This window comes from Labrenzia sp. OB1, assembly GCF_001624695.1.
In the GTDB taxonomy this organism is placed as follows: domain Bacteria; phylum Pseudomonadota; class Alphaproteobacteria; order Rhizobiales; family Stappiaceae; genus Roseibium.
In genome coordinates this window covers 426,295-441,546 of record NZ_JSEP01000003.1, presented here as the reverse complement: position 1 = coordinate 441,546, position 15,252 = coordinate 426,295, and the positions used below count along the sequence as shown (strand labels likewise).

Sequence of the window (15,252 nt, the reverse complement as noted above, 5' to 3'; positions counted from 1 at the left end):
ATAGTTCTCAGTTGCAGGGCAGACTTGCAATCGCTGGAAGAGCTATCTTGCTCGGGTTGCAGTTCGGGAAACCGGAAAGAGGGGAAAATGAAAAAGAAATCATTTGTGATCGCCGCAGCATTGTCTGTTGCGGGTTCGTGGTCGGCTGTTCAGGCTGAAACACTTAAGTTCGCCTTTCAGGGCTCTTTGAACGCGCTGGATCCTTACAGCCTCAATGAGACTTTCACCCTGTCGTCACTCGGGAATGTCTATGAGGGACTGACACGGCGTGCCTCCGATCTGTCGATTGAACCAGGTCTGGCGGAACGCTGGGAAATCGTCGAACCGAACCGCTGGCGTTTCCATCTGCGCGAGGGCGTGAAATTCCATAACGGCAACGACTTCAATGCCGAAGACGTCGCATTCTCGGTTGATCGGGTCCATTCCGAAGGATCGGATCTGAGCACCCGCGTTCCGGCCGACGTCAAGGTCGAGATCGTGGACGATTACACAGTCGATTTTGTCCTGAGCGGTCCGAACCCGATCCTGCATTACGAGTGGGATACGTTCTTTATCATGGACAAGGAATGGACGATCGAAAACGACGCGGTCAAGGTCACTTCCGCGTCCGACACGGCCGCGAATTATGCCGCGCTGCATGCGAACGGTACCGGTCCTTTCAAGATCACCAGCCATGAAGCCGGCGTAAAGACCGTGTTTGAGAAAAACGACGGCTGGTGGGATACGGCTGACCACAATCTCGACACGGTCGAGTTTACTCCGATTTCCTCTGACGCGACCCGGGTCGCCGCGCTTTTGTCCGGCGAGTTGGACATGGTCTATCCGATCCCGGTTCAGGACATCAAACGCGTCAACGAAAACGCAGGCACCGTCGCCCTGACCGGACCGGAACTGAGGACCATTTTTCTGGGCATGGACCAGATGCGGGACGAATTGCTCTATTCCGATGTGAAGGGCAAGAACCCGTTCAAGGATGCGAGGGTCCGAAAGGCATTTTACCAGGCGATCGACATCGAAGGGATCAAGCAGAAGGTCATGCGGAACCTGTCGACGCCCTCCGCCATCATGATCTCGCCGTTCCTGTTCTCAAAAGCGGGTGATTTCGAGCGCTATCCGTACGATCCGGAAGCGGCCAAGGCGCTTCTGGCGGAAGCCGGATATGCGGATGGATTTACCGTCGGCATGGATTGTCCGAACGACCGCTATGTCAACGATGAAGCTATCTGCCAGGCGGTTGCGTCCATGCTGGCGCGTGTAGGTGTGAAAGTGGATCTCAACGCCCAGCCGAAAGCCAAGTATTTCGCCAAGACACTGGCTTCGGGCGGCTTTGACACTTCCTTCTATCTGCTCGGCTGGACGCCCGGCTCGCTCGACAGCTGGAACGTGCTCAATGACCTGATGAACTGCCGCGACGAGGCCGGCGCAGGCGCCCCCTTCAACATCGGCGGTTTCTGCGATCCCAAGATCGATGAACTGACCGATGAGATCCTGGTCGAGATCGATCCGGCCAAGCGGGACGACCTTATCGCCGAGGCCTTCAGTGTCAGCCATGACAACGTGTATTACCTCCCACTTCACCAGCAGGGTCTTGCCTGGGGTGTTTCGGACAAGGTACAGCTGGTTCAGCGCGCCGACAATCAGTTCAAGTTCCGTTTCGTGACCAAGAACTGATCCCGCCATTTCCAACGCCACGTCCCCGCCCGAATTCCGGGCGGGGACGTATTCCTGTTCCGAAATGAAGAGCCGATATGATTGGATTTGCGACACGCCGCTTCGCGCAGGCGATGATTGTCATGCTGGTGGTGGCGCTTCTGTCGTTCACCATGTTCCGTTTTGTCGGAGACCCGATCAACCAGATGGTCGGCATCGAAACCTCGCTTGAAGAACGCGAAGCCCTGCGGGAGCGGCTTGGGCTGAACGATCCGATCCCGATTCAGTTCTACAATTTTCTGTCCAAGGCGGTGCGGTTCGACTTCGGCACCTCCTACCAGTTCCGCCAGCCGGTTTCGGACCTTTTCGCCAAACGTATTCCGGCGACGCTTGAACTCAGCTTCACGTCGGCGCTGTTCGCCCTTGTTGTCGGCGTTCCCATGGGAATCTTCGCGGGCCTCAACAGAGAGTCGCCCATCTCGAAGCTGTTTCTTTCGGTGTCCCTCATAGGAATATCGCTGCCGACATTCTTTATCGGGATCCTGCTGATTTTCCTGTTTTCCGTGACCCTGCAATGGCTGCCGAGCTTCGGCCGCGGAGAGACGGTGCAGATCGGATCATGGTGGACCACCGGTTTCCTGACGGTCTCCGGCCTGAAAGCCCTGATCCTGCCGTCGATCACGCTCGGCCTCTACCAGATGACCCTGATCATGCGGCTGATCCGCGCCGAGATGCTTGAAGTTATCCGCACCGATTATATCAAATTCGCCCGCGCCCGAGGCCTGCCGGACCGGCTGGTCAATTTCCGCCATGCGCTCAAGAACACCATGGTTCCGGTGGTTACCATCACCGGCCTTCAGCTCGGGGCGATCATCGCCTTCGCGACCATCACCGAGACCGTGTTTCAATGGCCGGGCATGGGGCTCTTGTTCCTGCAGGCGGTGCAGAATGTCGATATTCCGATCATGTCGGCCTATCTGCTGCTGACAGCCTTCATGTTCGTGGCAATCAACTTCATCGTCGACATTCTCTATTTTCTCATCGATCCGCGCTTGCGGGTCGGACGGCCTTAAGGGAGACAGCACACCATGCCCACAGTCTCCAACGAAGAAGCAAAAGCGGCGGTTCAGGACCGGAGCGGGGTAGAAGCCGCACCCGGACGCATTACCAGAATGGTCGACAATGATTTCTTCCATGCCTTCCTCAGGTCAAAGATCACGGTCATAGCCGCATGCGGAACGTTGACCCTGTTTCTCCTCGCCTTTCTGGCGCCGTGGATCGCTCCGCACGACCCATTCGATCTTGCCTCCATATCGATCATGGACGCCCGCGTCCCACCGGTCTGGATGGACTATTCCGACCCGCGCTTCGTGCTCGGAACCGATGATCAGGGACGGGACCTCCTCTCCGGCATCTTCTACGGAATGCGCATTTCACTGATTGTCGGCTTCTGTTCCGTAGTTGCCGCCGCCGTCATCGGCATCACCCTGGGACTGGTCGCCGGTTACATGGGCGGACGGATCGATGCGATCATCATGCGCATCGCCGATGTGCAGCTCACCTTCCCTGCCATTCTGATCGCACTGCTGATCGACGGTATCGCGCATGGAATTTTCGGTTCGCTCGACCGCAACGTGTTTGCCTTTTACATTCTGATCGTGGCGCTGGCCCTATCCTTCTGGGTCCAATATGCCCGTACCGTGCGCAGCTCGACCATGGTGGAGAAAAGCAAGGAATATGTGCAGGCAGCGCGGGTGATCGGTCTCCCTTCCGTGATCATCATGGCGCGTCACATCCTGCCGAACGTCATGGGGCCGGTGATGGTGATCGCCACCATCAATCTTGCGCTTGCCATCGTGACCGAAGCAACGCTGTCCTTTCTCGGTGTCGGTATGCCACCCACCCAGCCGTCTCTCGGCACGCTGATCGCAATCGGCAACGATTTTCTCTATTCCGGTGAATGGTGGATCGCGATCTTTCCCGGTGTTGCGCTGGCCCTTCTCGTCCTGAACGTCAATCTTCTGGGCGACTGGCTGCGCGACGCCCTCAACCCGAAACTACGGTGAGGGCGAAATGAGCGTGCTCGATATCAGGGATCTCACTGTCGAATTTCCGGCCCGGAAATCCGTCTTTGTCGCCGTTGACGACGTCAGTCTCAGCATAGAGGCCGGCAAGATACTTGGCGTGGTGGGGGAATCGGGTGCCGGCAAGTCGACAGTCGGCAATGCGGTGATCGGACTGTTGCAGGAGCCGGGACACATCGCAGGGGGCGAGATCCTCCTGCATGGCCAGCGCATCGACCAGCTACCCTACAAGCAACAGCGCCTGCTGCGGGGCCGCAGGATCGGGATGATCTTCCAGGATCCGCTGACCTCGCTCGATCCGCTGCAGACCATCGAATCACAATTGGTGGAAACCATCCGCACCCATCTGTCGCTTAGCGCCAGGCAGGCGCGGAAGCGGGCCGTGGAGCTGATCGACGCGGTCGGCATTCCCAATCCGGAAGAACGGATCGGACAATATCCGCACCAGTTTTCCGGCGGCATGCGCCAGCGGGTGGTCATCGCACTCGCCCTGTGCGCCGAACCGGAACTGGTGATCGCCGATGAACCCACCACGGCACTGGATGTCTCCATTCAGGCGCAGATCCTGGAGCTCATGAAAAAGCTCTGCTCCGAGCGTAACGTCGCCATGATGGTGATCACCCACGATATGGGCGTGATCGCCGACATCACAGATCATGTCGCGGTGATGTATCAGGGCAAACTCGTGGAATACGGCGAGACGACGAAGGTTCTCGGCGCGCCGGAACATCCCTATACGCAATCCCTGATTTCCGCGGTGCCGCGGCCGGATATCAAGGTCGACCGATTTCCGGTCGTGAACTACATCGAGGCGGCAGGTACGCCGCAGCGACAGATCGATATTTCCACCCACTGGCTCGGAAAGGCCCGCGATTTCAGCGAGATTTCCGGTCCTCTCGTGCGCATCCGGGATCTCGATATGCGGTTCGAGGTCCGGGGATCGATTTTCCCGTCCCGGCGGAAGTACTTTCAGGCTGTCAAGTCGGTCAGCTTCGATATCGAGCAAGGCGAAACCTTCGGCCTTGTCGGTGAAAGCGGCTCGGGCAAGTCAACCATCGCCCGGATGGTCACCGGACTTTACCAGCCGACCAGCGGCTCCATCCTTTTCGGAGAAACGGATCTCACATCGCTGAAAAACCGCCGGGACGTGCTGGCGATGCGCAGACAGATGCAGATGATTTTCCAGGATCCCTATTCCTCTCTCAACGCCCGCATGCGCGTCAGCGAGATCATTGCCGAACCGATCAGGTTCCATAAACTTGCTTCCGGCAACGCGGAAGTCAGGCGGATCGTCGATGACCTGCTGGATCATGTCGGTCTGGGAACGGCCGCAGGGCAGAAATACCCGCACGAGTTTTCCGGTGGTCAGAGACAACGCATTTCCATCGCCCGCGCGCTCGCGACCCGTCCGCGCTTCCTGATCTGCGACGAGCCGACGTCGGCGCTCGATGTCTCCATCCAGGCGCAGATCCTGAACCTCCTGAAGGACCTTCAGGAGGAGCTGCAACTGACCATGCTGTTCATCAGCCACGATCTGGCGGTGGTCCGGCAGATGTGCAACCGCATCGGTGTCATGCGCCATGGCGAATTGTGCGAGGTCTCCGGGTGCGACCAGCTGTTCGAAGCGCCGCAGCACGCCTATACGCGCGAACTTCTGACTCTGATGCCCTCAATGGAGTTGCTGTCGCGTGCCAATCTGGAAGGTGCCTGACGTCAGGCTTTCGGGTATGGCAACGTAAGTCCCTGAGGATGAGTCTTTTTTCGGATTCTTCCGAGTCGCGCTGTTGACTCGGGCAACAGCCCTGATTCCCGGTTGGCCCCACACCGATAACCACAATCGAGTCCCGACCCGGCAGATTTTTCCGCGTTCCTGCCCGACAGTTTCCCTGGCTCAGAAAAACTCTCTGGGACTTCCGCAAAGCGGCAATCAAACCGCTGGTTTCATGGCGCGGCCAGATCCGCGATCGGGACACAAACTTTCAACGACTTGGGAAAAAGGAAGGACTTTCCGGCCTTCCCGTCAATATAAAAAGCTTCGAAATCATGTCCGTCCAGCAGGCTACTTTAGGGGGACCGTTGAATACACGGGGCTCCGATTTTCTTTACATATGAAACTTGCTCCAGGTGAAAAAGAAAACAATCGACGCCCTGTATAAGGGGTTGTCACTTTTGCGCAGGACCCGCATTTCGCGCCGGCATTGCACCCGTTAGCCAATCCTCACGCCATTGCCCGCTGAAACGCCATCCCGCATTTTTAAGTGCGATCCTGCGATCTTCTCCCCAGCTGGCGCAACTGACGCAAACCGGGGGCACAGCAAAAAACCACAAGGCGAAAGTTTCCGGCCATGCCGAAAAAATCTTTTTCTTCCTCACTCTGGTTTCTTTTCTCAGGGACTTCAGTGGTCTTTCTGGTTTTTGCGATGAGCGCGATGTCCCTGGGAAGCGACGCGACCGACCAGCCGATCCTGATTTTTGAAAAATACAGCGTCCTGTTTTTCGGCATGTTCTCTTCGATTTTCTCTCTGCTTGCGCTTTCTTTTTCCATGAATTGCATGATCGGACGCCCTCTCACATTGATGACTGTCGCCACGAGTTCCGTTCTTCTGGGATTTACGGTTCTGCTTCTGCTTGCCGGGGTTCCATCCGACCTTGCCAGCACCCCGGCTATCTCGGCAGCATTCATGATGACATTGCGTTCCTTCGGCGTTGCCCTGCTTCCTCCCCGAGGTGACAGGAACGGTCTGCGGGAAGCCGTCTTGTCGCTCCTGCTGACGACGGGAACGGCCTGGGTGTGGTGGATCGTCGATCCCGCCCTGGTGCCTGGGGCGGTGGCGGCCGCACTGCTGCTCTCCTGGCCGCACCTTATCGATGGGATCAATGCCTTTGCGGACAAGGTGTTCCATGAGGCTGCGCTGGCGGCCGGAGCGCGCGATCTCGGCCCGGGCGCATTCACACGTATCGCAAACGCCCGGGACATCGTTATCGACAAATCCGCGGTGATGTCCGGCCCCGATCTGATGGTCACCAATGTGATGGCTTTCGACAACGAACCGAAAACCCTGCTTGCCGTCGCCGCCTCGGCCGAGGCCCAGTCAAGCCACCCGGTTGCCGTCGCTCTGCGCCAACTGGCCGCCCAGTGGCATGTGGCGGTAAGAGCGCCGGACCGTTTCGAGCCGGAGCCGGGTCTTGGCGTCGTCGCCCTTCTGGGCGGTCAGACGGTGGTGATCGGCACCACGGCTCTGCTCAACCGTCTCAAGATCGACAGCTTCACCGCCGATGCCATTGCCCGCTCCCTGGAAGCGGACGGCAAGACCGTGCTGCGCGTTGCGGTCGGCGGCAGGGTCGTGGGTGTGCTCGGCCTTGAAGGAACACTGCGCCAGGACGCGGGTGTCGCAGGCCTCGCCCTGCGTGCGGAAGGTCTGGTTCCCTGGCTGTTCAGCGGCGACAGCCAGAAGACCCGCAAAGCGCTTGGCGACATGCTCGGGCTGGAACTCCTCGATGATCCCAAGCCGGGCGAAACCGCCCGGGACGCCGTCGCCAGTGCGGGGCTGCGGAGCCCGCTCGTGCTTACACTCTCGCCCGACCGCACTGCCCTTGAACTCAGGGATTGCCCTGCTCCGGAGGGAGATCGGGAGGACACCGTACCGATCGCCGTCAGCGACACCGACGACATCGGAGCGTTTCCGGCCCTCAAGTCTCTTGCCATGCGCCGCAACCTGCTTGCGCTGCATGCCAGACGGCTTCTGACCGGTATCTGGGCGCTGGCCGGACTTTGCGGTGCCTGCTTCCTCGTGCCCTTTTCCGTGGCGCCGATGCTGTTTGCACTCTGCCTGGCGATCCTTTGGGCCTTCGCCCGATTTTCCGTCGCCAACACCGGAAGAAGGCCTGCCATCGCCTGACTCGCTGGAGACGCTCGGGTCTTTAAAGCCGAATAATTTCCCGTCGAACAGAATTGCGCGGCCAGCGCCTTTACAGCGCTATGACACTGGTGTTTATCCACTCTGCGCTGTTCTGGTCACGGATTTACAAATAGCGATGAACCCGTGACCCAGGGTGTGAACTCATAAATGAAGGTGAAGTGGCATCGGGAATGGCGGGACACCGCCAGAAAGCGTGCGCCGAGCGGACGTCCTGCCCGGTCAAGCACGCTGTCGGCACCGGAGTGAAGCCATTTCATCTTCATTTATGAGTCCCCACCCCAAACGGATTTAGTTGAGGGAAGAGGCTTCATGAGCGACACCAAACAACCGAAGCTGCGGTCCGCGGCCTGGTTCAACAATCCGGACAACCCGGGCATGACCGCGCTTTATGTCGAGCGTTATCTTAATTTCGGCATCACCCGTGAAGAGCTGCAATCCGGCAAGCCCATCATCGGAATTGCCCAGACCGGGTCCGACCTCTCCCCGTGCAACCGCCATCATCTGGAGCTTGCCAAGCGCGTGCGAGAGGGCATCCGCGAGGCCGGTGGCATCGCCTTCGAGTTCCCGGTGCATCCGATCCAGGAAACCGGCAAGCGCCCGACCGCGACCCTCGACCGGAACCTTGCCTATCTCGGCCTTGTGGAATTGCTTTACGGCTATCCGATTGACGGTGTCGTGCTGACCATCGGCTGCGACAAGACAACTCCTGCCTGCCTGATGGCAGCGGCAACCGTCAACATTCCGGCCATCGCGCTGTCCGTCGGCCCGATGCTGAACGGCTGGCACAAGGGCGAGCGCACCGGATCGGGAACCATCGTGTGGAAGGCCCGCGAGATGCTTGCCGCCGGCGAGATCGACTACGAAGGCTTCATGGATCTCGTCGCCTCCTCGGCACCATCCGTCGGCTATTGCAACACCATGGGAACGGCCACCACGATGAATTCGCTCGCCGAGGCGCTCGGCATGCAGCTTCCCGGCGCAGCAGCGATTCCGGCTCCTTACCGGGAGCGCGGCGCGATCTCCTACGAGACCGGCAAACGCATCGTCGACATGGTTCACGCGGACCGAAAACCGTCGGACATCATGACCCGTGAGGCGTTCGAAAACGCCATCGTCGTCAACTCGGCCATCGGCGGGTCGACCAACGCGCCGATCCACCTGAACGGCATCGCCCGCCATCTCGGCGTCGCGCTCGACAATGACGACTGGCAACGGCTGGGCCACGAAGTTCCGCTGCTGGTCAATCTTCAGCCGGCCGGGGAATATCTCGGCGAGGATTATTTTCATGCCGGCGGCGTGCCGGCCGTTGTCGCGGAACTGATGCGCCACGGCAAGCTGCCGCATCCCGGTGCGGTCACCGCCAACGGCAAATCGATGGGCGAGAATTGCCAGGGCATCACCACCGACCTGCCGGATGTGATCAAACCTTACGACAAGCCGATGAAGGAGCATGCCGGCTTCATCAACCTGAAGGGCAATCTCTTCGACAGCGCGATCATGAAGACCAGCGTGATTTCGGAGGAATTCCGCAACCGCTATCTTTCCAACCCGGACGATCCGGAGGCCTTCGAGGGTCGGGCCATCGTCTTCGAGGGGCCGGAGGATTATCACCATAATATCGACAATCCGGATCTCGGCATCGACGAACACTGCATGCTTTTCATCCGCGGCACGGGACCGATCGGCTATCCGGGCGGGGCGGAAGTCGTCAACATGCAGCCGCCAACGGCGCTGATCAAGCGCGGCATCACTTCGCTGCCGTGTATCGGCGACGGCCGCCAGTCCGGAACATCCGGTTCGCCATCGATCCTGAACGCCTCTCCGGAAGCTGCCGCCATGGGCGGGCTGGCGCTTCTGAAAACCGGCGATCCGGTGCGGATCGACCTGCGCAAGGGAACCGCCAACATCCTGATCTCCGACGGGGAGATGGCCCAGCGGCGCGCCGACCTGGAGGCCGACGGAGGATTCAAGGTGGCAGAAAGCCAGACCCCCTGGCAGGAAATCCAACGTGCCATGATCGGCCAGTTCGACAAGGGCATGGTGCTGGAACCGGCGGTGAAATATCAGGATGTGGCGCATACCAGGGGACTGCCACGAGACAATCACTGATCTGGCACTGATCTGGCACTGATCTGGCACTCATCCGGCCCGTGTGTTGAGCCGGCCGGGAAGAGGTTCAAACACTGGACGTCCGTCGCTCCATACCGGGTCCCTCTCGCCATGGGCGAGTGGATGGCGGCGCGACATTCGCACTTGACGATTACGTAAACGGCATGCTTCAAGGGAGCGACAAGGGGCGTAGGCCTCATTCAAACGGGAGAAGACAGATGTCCCTGGAAAAGCTTACCGAAGGTGTCCGCGCGAAAGTTGCGGATGGCGGCATTGAAGAAAGCGTCAAGTTCGATCTCGGCGAAACCGGTATCATCTATCTGCAGGGCTCCAAGGTGTCCAACGAGGACCAGGAAGCCGACTGCACCATCAAGATGAGCGCCGAGGACCTGGACGACCTCCTGTCCGGCGACCTCAACCCGACGGCTGCCTTCATGGGCGGCAAGATGCAGGTGGAAGGTGACATGAGTGTCGCCATGAAACTCGGCAGCATCGTTTAAGGCCTCCCGCCAAAACGCAGTGACGGTTTCAACCGGCCCCGATTGGGGCCGGTTTTTTTGTCGGCGACAAGTAGCGTCCTCGACATGTGGAAACGGCGGACCCAAGGGCCCGCCGCTTGACATCGCCTGTGATCCGCTACCCTAGCGGTTTGTGACAATCTCCGGTCCCATCAGACTGTAGGGCAGCCAGGTGGACAGAGCCGGGACATAGGTCACCAGAATCAGGAACAGGAACAGGATCATCACGAAGGGCGCTGCTGCCCGGACGACCTGCACCAGACTCATTCCCGTTATTCCCGAGGTCACGAACAGGTTCAGCCCGATGGGTGGCGTGATCATGCCGATTTCCATGTTCACCACCATGATGATGCCGAGATGAACCGGATCGACGCCGAGTTCCATGCCGATCGGAAACACCACGGGCGCCACGATCAGCAGCAGACCCGACGGCTCCATGAACTGGCCGCCAAGCAACAGCAGAATGTTGACCGCGATCAGGAAGGTGAACCAGTTGAACCCGGCACCGATCATCCAGTCGGTGATCGCCTGCGGGATTCGCTCGGACGTCAGGACGTGGGCGAAGAGCAGCGCATTGACGATGATGAACATCAGCATGATTGTCGTTCTGGCTGCGTCAATCAGCACTTTCTTCGTGTCTGCATGGAAACAGCCAGGCAGGAAGTAGATGGCGGTCAGCAGGACGTTTCGGACGACCGCTGCCACAATGGTCTCGCCGTCCTTGCGCATGGGCACGTCCTTGAGCGGGCCCATGTCGCGATAGATGAAAATCGCGATCAGGAACGCGTAGACTGCTGCGACGGCAGCAGCCTCGGTCGGTGTGAAGATGCCCCCGTAGATGCCACCCAGAATGATCACGATAAGCAGCAGCCCGAAGGCGGCTTCTCCGGCGGCGCCGAGGATCTCACGCATCCCTGCAAAGGGCTGCTTCGGCATGTTCTTGATGCGCGCGTTGACATAGATGGCGATCATCAGCATCAGGCCGGCCACGATGCCCGGTATCACCCCTGCCAGGAACATCCGGCCGACGGACACATCGGTCGCGGCGGAATAGACCACCATGACGATGGACGGCGGGATCAGGATGCCGAGTGTACCGGCGTTGGCAATGACGCCCGCTGCGAATTCCTTCGTATAGCCGACCTGGCGCATGCCGGCGATAGCGATCGTACCGATGGCGACAACGGTGGCGGGAGACGAACCGGACAGCGCCGCAAACAGCATGCAGGAGAAGACCGCGGCGATGGCCAGACCGCCGCGAATATGGCCGACGCAGGCAATTGCAAAACGGATGATGCGACGGGCGACACCACCGGTTGACATGAAGGCGGAGGCCAGGATGAAGAACGGGATCGCCAGAAGGGTGTAGTTCTGCGACGCCGTGAACAGCTGCAGAGCCACCGAAGAGATCGAGTCACTGGAGAAAAGGGCAATCGCCAGGACGCTCGAAAGGCCCAGCGAAATGGCGATAGGTACGCCCAGGAACAAAAGCCCGAGGACGAGGATAAAGAGAATTGCAGCTTCCATCGGTCCGGCCTCAGTCCTTCAGAATGTCTTTGTTTTCCGCAACGAGGTCTTCCGCCTCGTGTGCGGCGATCATCATCTCGCGCTCACCAGTGATGATCTGCCAGGCCGCTTGAAGGCAGCGGAACAGGAACAGAGCCAGGCCGATGGGCAGGATCAGATAGGCGATCCAGCGCTGGACGCGTTCCTGGGTTCCGAAATTGTCGATGATGGCCTGCGGATAGCGCAGATCGTCCAGACCGATGCCGATCTTGTACATCTTCTGCCAGTAGTCGATGGCGCCGCCGCGGGTGTTCAGTCCGAAAATATGAAGCCATTCGGAGTGCAGCAGGGTGAGGGCATAAACCGCGCCGCACAGCGCGCCAAAAACGGCGATCACGCGGAACACCGGTTTGGGAAACAGGCGGATGACCGCATCGACACCCAGATGCGATCCGATCTTCACGCCGTAGCTCATGCCGAACAGGATCAGCCAGGCAAAGAGGATGCGTGTGAATTCCAGGGCCCCGGTCCAGCCGGAATTGAATCCGTACCGCGCCACCACCTGGGTGAAGGATACGATGGTCATCGCCGCCAGGAGAAAGGCCAGGACACCTTCCTCGAAGCGCGTGACCCAATTGTCGACGCGTTGCATGCGTTCCCCCCAACAGGCCTACCGGCCCTTGTGCTTCCCCGTGTCCGCGTTTCCTGCGGTGGCGGGATCCTTGAAAGAAGGGCCGGACAGGATACTCCCGCCGGCCCTCCCGAGTTTGATTGCGATTCGCGATCAGCTGGCGTTGTTGGATGCGACGGCGGAGTCGATCAACTCCTTGCCGATGTCACCTTCGAACTTTTCCCAGACCGGCTTCATCGAATCGACCCAGGCCTTGCGCTGTTCGGGGCTGAGTTCACGGATGGTGGAACCGGCTTCCAGGATACGAGCCCGGTTGGCCATTTCCTTTTCGGCCACCGCGCCGTTTGCCTTGGACGTGACTTCCTCGACGATGGTCAGGAACTGCTCGCGAACGTCAGGCTCCAGGCTGTTCAGCCACTCGTCGGAGGTGACGAGCAGATAGGCCAGCAGCTGGTGGTTGGTTTCCGAGATGCCGTCCTGAACCTCGAAGAACTTCTGCGTATAGATGTTGGACCAGGAGTTTTCCTGACCGTCCACCACGCCGGTCTGCAGCGCGCCGTAGACTTCCTTGAAGGCCAGTTTCTGAGCATTGGCGCCCATGGCTTCGATCATGGCGACCGCGACGTCGGAAGTCTGCACGCGGAACTTCAGGCCTTCAGCATCGGAGGGCAGAAGAAGCGGTTTGTTGGCCGAGAACTGCTTCAGGCCCGAGCTCCAGTAACCGAGACCCAGGAAGCCGTAGTCGGTCATGGAACCCAGAAGCTCCTTGCCGTCCGGACCAGTCGTGAAGCGCTCGACAGCGTCCAGGTTCTGGAACAGGAACGGCAGGTCGAACAGGCGGAACTTCAGCGTATACGCCTCGAACTTGGACAAGGACGGTGCGGCAAGCTGAACGTCGCCCAGAAGCAGGGCTTCCATCACCTTGTCGTCATCGAAGAGCTGCGAGTTGGCGAACACCTGCATGCAGGCCTTGCCGTCCATTTCGCTGTTGACCCGATCGGCCAGCATCGTAGCGGCGTCACCCTTCGGGTGGCCTGTCGCGGCAACCACGTGGCTGAACTTGATGACGATTTCGCCATCATCGCAGGCGTCGGCCGCATAGGCATTCGCCGACAGAGCAAAAGTCGCCGCAGTAGCAGCGGCGAGAACGAATTTTTTCATCGGATGTCCTCCCAGACATTTCGGAATGACGGCCGTTCTGACCGGACAGCACGTTGGCTGGTCGGCGCAATCATCGCAATAGCCGTGCCAAGTGCTTGCAGCGTCCTGAAAAGCGCCTGTTTCCGCAGATTAACAAAGTGTTGATTGAAGACCTAGTGCGGTTCGTTACGCAGATGATGGGTCGTTTGCGACGCATGTCAGGGGGCCAATGTGTCGAAATCGACACATTTTGAAGCGCAAGCTGCGGCCTCACTGCCAGAGCGCGCCACTGGCGGGATCGTGCCGCAGCGGGCTTGTGATGCGCCTGAGCTTGTCCGGATTGCGGATAATCAAGATCCGGTCGATCCGCCCATCGCCGTCGTAGCCGAGCGTCAGAGCCGTCACGATACGCGCGTCCTCCAGCAGGAGGAATCCCTTCAATCCATTGATATCGCAAGGCTTAACGGGACCTCCGCCCCAAAGCCTGGACATGATCCGCGCAACATATTTGGCAACACCGGCCCGACCTTCGAGAACACGGCCCAGAGCCGTCGCCTTGCCGCCGCCGTCGGACTGGAACTGAACCGATTCCGCAAGGAGCCCGCTGAGCTGCTCGGTGGAGCCGCTTTCCAGTGCCTTCATGAAGGCGCCCAGCATGCGCTGCTGATGGTCCGGCGACGGCACAAAACGAGACGCCGGGTCCTGGATATGTTTGCCGGCGCGCGAGACGAGCTGGCGGCAGGCCGTTTCGCTGATACCCAGCGCCTCCGCGACCTCGCCATAGGGCTTGGCGAAGACCTCCCGAAGCAGGTAGGCCGCGCGCTCCTTCGGGCTGAGACGCTCCAGCAAGAGTAAAAAGGCGGTCGTCAGCGACTGCGCCCTGTCCAGGTCTCCTTCCGGCGTTGCCTCTGCCTCGATATGAAGCGGTTCGGGGATCCACGGGCCGACGTAGTCGACCCGCTTCCTGTGAGCAGATTTCAACAGATCCAGACAGCGATTGGTGCAGACCGCCGTCAGAAAGGCATCGGCGTTGACAATCGACGCCTTCTCAACGCTCTGCCATTTGACGAAAGTGTCCTGAACCGCATCTTCCGCGTCCGCCATGGAGCCCAGCATGCGATAGGCCAGGCCAAGGAGGCGCGGACGGGCGGCTTCGAAAAGGCCGCTGTCTGAAATCCCGCTCATTTCAATGGTTCGACACCTGTATACGGTTCCAGAGATTGATCATGGCGATAGCCGACGTCATGGCGCTGATCTGGGCATCTTCGAAATGCTCGCGCAAAGCAGCGCGCAGGCTTTCATAGTCGGTTTCAACGTCCAGGCTGGTCAAGGCCTCCGTCCAGGCGAATGCCGCCTTTTCCGCGGGTGTGAAATCCGTCACGTGCCGCCAGACGGTCAGGTGCTCGATGCGCTCGTGACTGTCGCCGGCATCAAGCGCTTCTTTCGTGTGCATTTTCACGCAAAACGCGCATTGATTGATCTGGGAAGCCCGCAGGTCGATCAGGTGGCGCAGCTTCGGTTCAAGGTCCGTCTTGCCGATTTCTCCGTTTGCAGCAGCGAAACTCTGCAAGACCGAGGGGATGAACTGCTGATAGTTGATGGACGTCGCATTGGTCATGAATGTCTTCCATGTGTTCGGGGGTAACATTCAAGAGACGCACGGCGAACGCTGTTTGTGACATGCCGATCCATAT

13 protein-coding genes are annotated in these 15,252 nt (G+C 59.5%); 7 read left to right on the top strand and 6 right to left on the bottom strand.

Annotated elements, in window-relative coordinates; translation table 11 throughout:
* Window positions 1–87 precede the first annotated feature (87 nt).
* The 4 genes from OA90_RS06560 (at window position 88) to OA90_RS06545 (ending at window position 5,445) form a co-directional block, all read left to right on the top strand.
* Window positions 88–1,671 (top strand): ABC transporter substrate-binding protein, encoded by a 1,584-nt coding sequence (locus OA90_RS06560; protein ID WP_068408666.1) that lies wholly within the window; start codon window positions 88–90, stop codon window positions 1,669–1,671.
* Between the two features lie 77 nt (window positions 1,672–1,748).
* Complete coding sequence (locus tag OA90_RS06555; RefSeq protein ID WP_068408662.1) at window positions 1,749–2,723, top strand: ABC transporter permease; 975 nt, start codon at window positions 1,749–1,751, stop codon at window positions 2,721–2,723.
* 15 nt (window positions 2,724–2,738) lie between these two features.
* Window positions 2,739–3,716: an ABC transporter permease gene (locus OA90_RS06550; protein ID WP_068408661.1), complete on the top strand. Its 978-nt coding sequence runs from the start codon at window positions 2,739–2,741 to the stop codon at window positions 3,714–3,716.
* A gap of 7 nt (window positions 3,717–3,723) precedes the next feature.
* Window positions 3,724–5,445 carry an ABC transporter ATP-binding protein gene (locus tag OA90_RS06545; protein ID WP_068408660.1) on the top strand — a complete coding sequence of 574 codons (1,722 nt, stop codon included), beginning with the start codon at window positions 3,724–3,726 and terminating at the stop codon, window positions 5,443–5,445.
* Between the two features lie 543 nt (window positions 5,446–5,988).
* On the opposite strand, the gene OA90_RS28975 is transcribed toward OA90_RS06545, so the two are convergent.
* Window positions 5,989–6,288, bottom strand: coding sequence for a hypothetical protein (locus OA90_RS28975; RefSeq protein ID WP_208986001.1), 300 nt, complete (start codon window positions 6,286–6,288; stop codon window positions 5,989–5,991).
* Here OA90_RS28975 and OA90_RS06540 point away from each other — a divergent pair.
* From OA90_RS06540 to OA90_RS06530, 3 genes are all read left to right on the top strand, one after another.
* On the top strand, window positions 6,287–7,633 hold the full coding sequence (locus tag OA90_RS06540) for an HAD family hydrolase (RefSeq protein ID WP_208986000.1): 1,347 nt from the start codon (window positions 6,287–6,289) through the stop codon (window positions 7,631–7,633). The genes OA90_RS28975 and OA90_RS06540 overlap by 2 nt on opposite strands.
* 330 nt (window positions 7,634–7,963) lie before the next feature.
* A complete protein-coding gene (locus OA90_RS06535) occupies window positions 7,964–9,763 on the top strand; it encodes an IlvD/Edd family dehydratase (protein ID WP_068408658.1) in 1,800 nt (599 codons plus the stop codon).
* 218 nt (window positions 9,764–9,981) lie between these two features.
* The gene (locus OA90_RS06530; RefSeq protein ID WP_068408656.1) at window positions 9,982–10,263 is read left to right on the top strand and encodes an SCP2 sterol-binding domain-containing protein; all 282 of its coding nucleotides are present in this window, start codon (window positions 9,982–9,984) and stop codon (window positions 10,261–10,263) included.
* Between the two features lie 141 nt (window positions 10,264–10,404).
* On the opposite strand, the gene OA90_RS06525 is transcribed toward OA90_RS06530, so the two are convergent.
* The 5 genes from OA90_RS06525 to OA90_RS06505 form a co-directional block, all read right to left on the bottom strand.
* The gene (locus tag OA90_RS06525; RefSeq protein WP_068408654.1) at window positions 10,405–11,808 is read right to left on the bottom strand and encodes a TRAP transporter large permease; all 1,404 of its coding nucleotides are present in this window, start codon (window positions 11,806–11,808) and stop codon (window positions 10,405–10,407) included.
* A 10-nt stretch (window positions 11,809–11,818) separates the two neighbouring features.
* Window positions 11,819–12,439, bottom strand: coding sequence for a TRAP transporter small permease (locus tag OA90_RS06520; protein ID WP_068408652.1), 621 nt, complete (start codon window positions 12,437–12,439; stop codon window positions 11,819–11,821).
* A gap of 132 nt (window positions 12,440–12,571) precedes the next feature.
* Window positions 12,572–13,579 (bottom strand): DctP family TRAP transporter solute-binding subunit, encoded by a 1,008-nt coding sequence (locus OA90_RS06515; protein ID WP_068408650.1) that lies wholly within the window; start codon window positions 13,577–13,579, stop codon window positions 12,572–12,574.
* 249 nt (window positions 13,580–13,828) lie between these two features.
* Entirely contained in the window at window positions 13,829–14,743 is a 915-nt protein-coding gene (gene sigJ / locus OA90_RS06510; RefSeq protein ID WP_068408648.1) for an RNA polymerase sigma factor SigJ, read from the bottom strand.
* Window position 14,744: 1 nt separating this feature from the next.
* Window positions 14,745–15,176, bottom strand: a complete 432-nt coding sequence (locus OA90_RS06505) for a carboxymuconolactone decarboxylase family protein (protein WP_068408647.1) — start codon at window positions 15,174–15,176, stop codon at window positions 14,745–14,747.
* Between the last annotated feature and the right edge of the window lie 76 nt (window positions 15,177–15,252).

What these genes read in the sequence shown, in the direction of transcription:
- OA90_RS06550 (WP_068408661.1), top strand. Translation starts at nt 2,739, where the DNA reads ATGCCCACAGTCTCCAACGAAGAAGCAAAAGCGGCGGTTCAGGACCGG.
- OA90_RS06545 (WP_068408660.1), top strand. Translation starts at nt 3,724, where the DNA reads ATGAGCGTGCTCGATATCAGGGATCTCACTGTCGAATTTCCGGCCCGG.
- OA90_RS28975 (WP_208986001.1), bottom strand. Translation starts at nt 6,288, where the DNA reads ATGCAATTCATGGAAAAAGAAAGCGCAAGCAGAGAGAAAATCGAAGAG.
- OA90_RS06515 (WP_068408650.1), bottom strand. Translation starts at nt 13,579, where the DNA reads ATGAAAAAATTCGTTCTCGCCGCTGCTACTGCGGCGACTTTTGCTCTG.
- OA90_RS06505 (WP_068408647.1), bottom strand. Translation starts at nt 15,176, where the DNA reads ATGACCAATGCGACGTCCATCAACTATCAGCAGTTCATCCCCTCGGTC.
- sigJ (WP_068408648.1), bottom strand. Translation starts at nt 14,743, where the DNA reads ATGAGCGGGATTTCAGACAGCGGCCTTTTCGAAGCCGCCCGTCCGCGC.
- OA90_RS06520 (WP_068408652.1), bottom strand. Translation starts at nt 12,439, where the DNA reads ATGCAACGCGTCGACAATTGGGTCACGCGCTTCGAGGAAGGTGTCCTG.
- OA90_RS06555 (WP_068408662.1), top strand. Translation starts at nt 1,749, where the DNA reads ATGATTGGATTTGCGACACGCCGCTTCGCGCAGGCGATGATTGTCATG.
- OA90_RS06530 (WP_068408656.1), top strand. Translation starts at nt 9,982, where the DNA reads ATGTCCCTGGAAAAGCTTACCGAAGGTGTCCGCGCGAAAGTTGCGGAT.
- OA90_RS06535 (WP_068408658.1), top strand. Translation starts at nt 7,964, where the DNA reads ATGAGCGACACCAAACAACCGAAGCTGCGGTCCGCGGCCTGGTTCAAC.
- OA90_RS06560 (WP_068408666.1), top strand. Translation starts at nt 88, where the DNA reads ATGAAAAAGAAATCATTTGTGATCGCCGCAGCATTGTCTGTTGCGGGT.
- OA90_RS06525 (WP_068408654.1), bottom strand. Translation starts at nt 11,808, where the DNA reads ATGGAAGCTGCAATTCTCTTTATCCTCGTCCTCGGGCTTTTGTTCCTG.
- OA90_RS06540 (WP_208986000.1), top strand. Translation starts at nt 6,287, where the DNA reads ATGATCGGACGCCCTCTCACATTGATGACTGTCGCCACGAGTTCCGTT.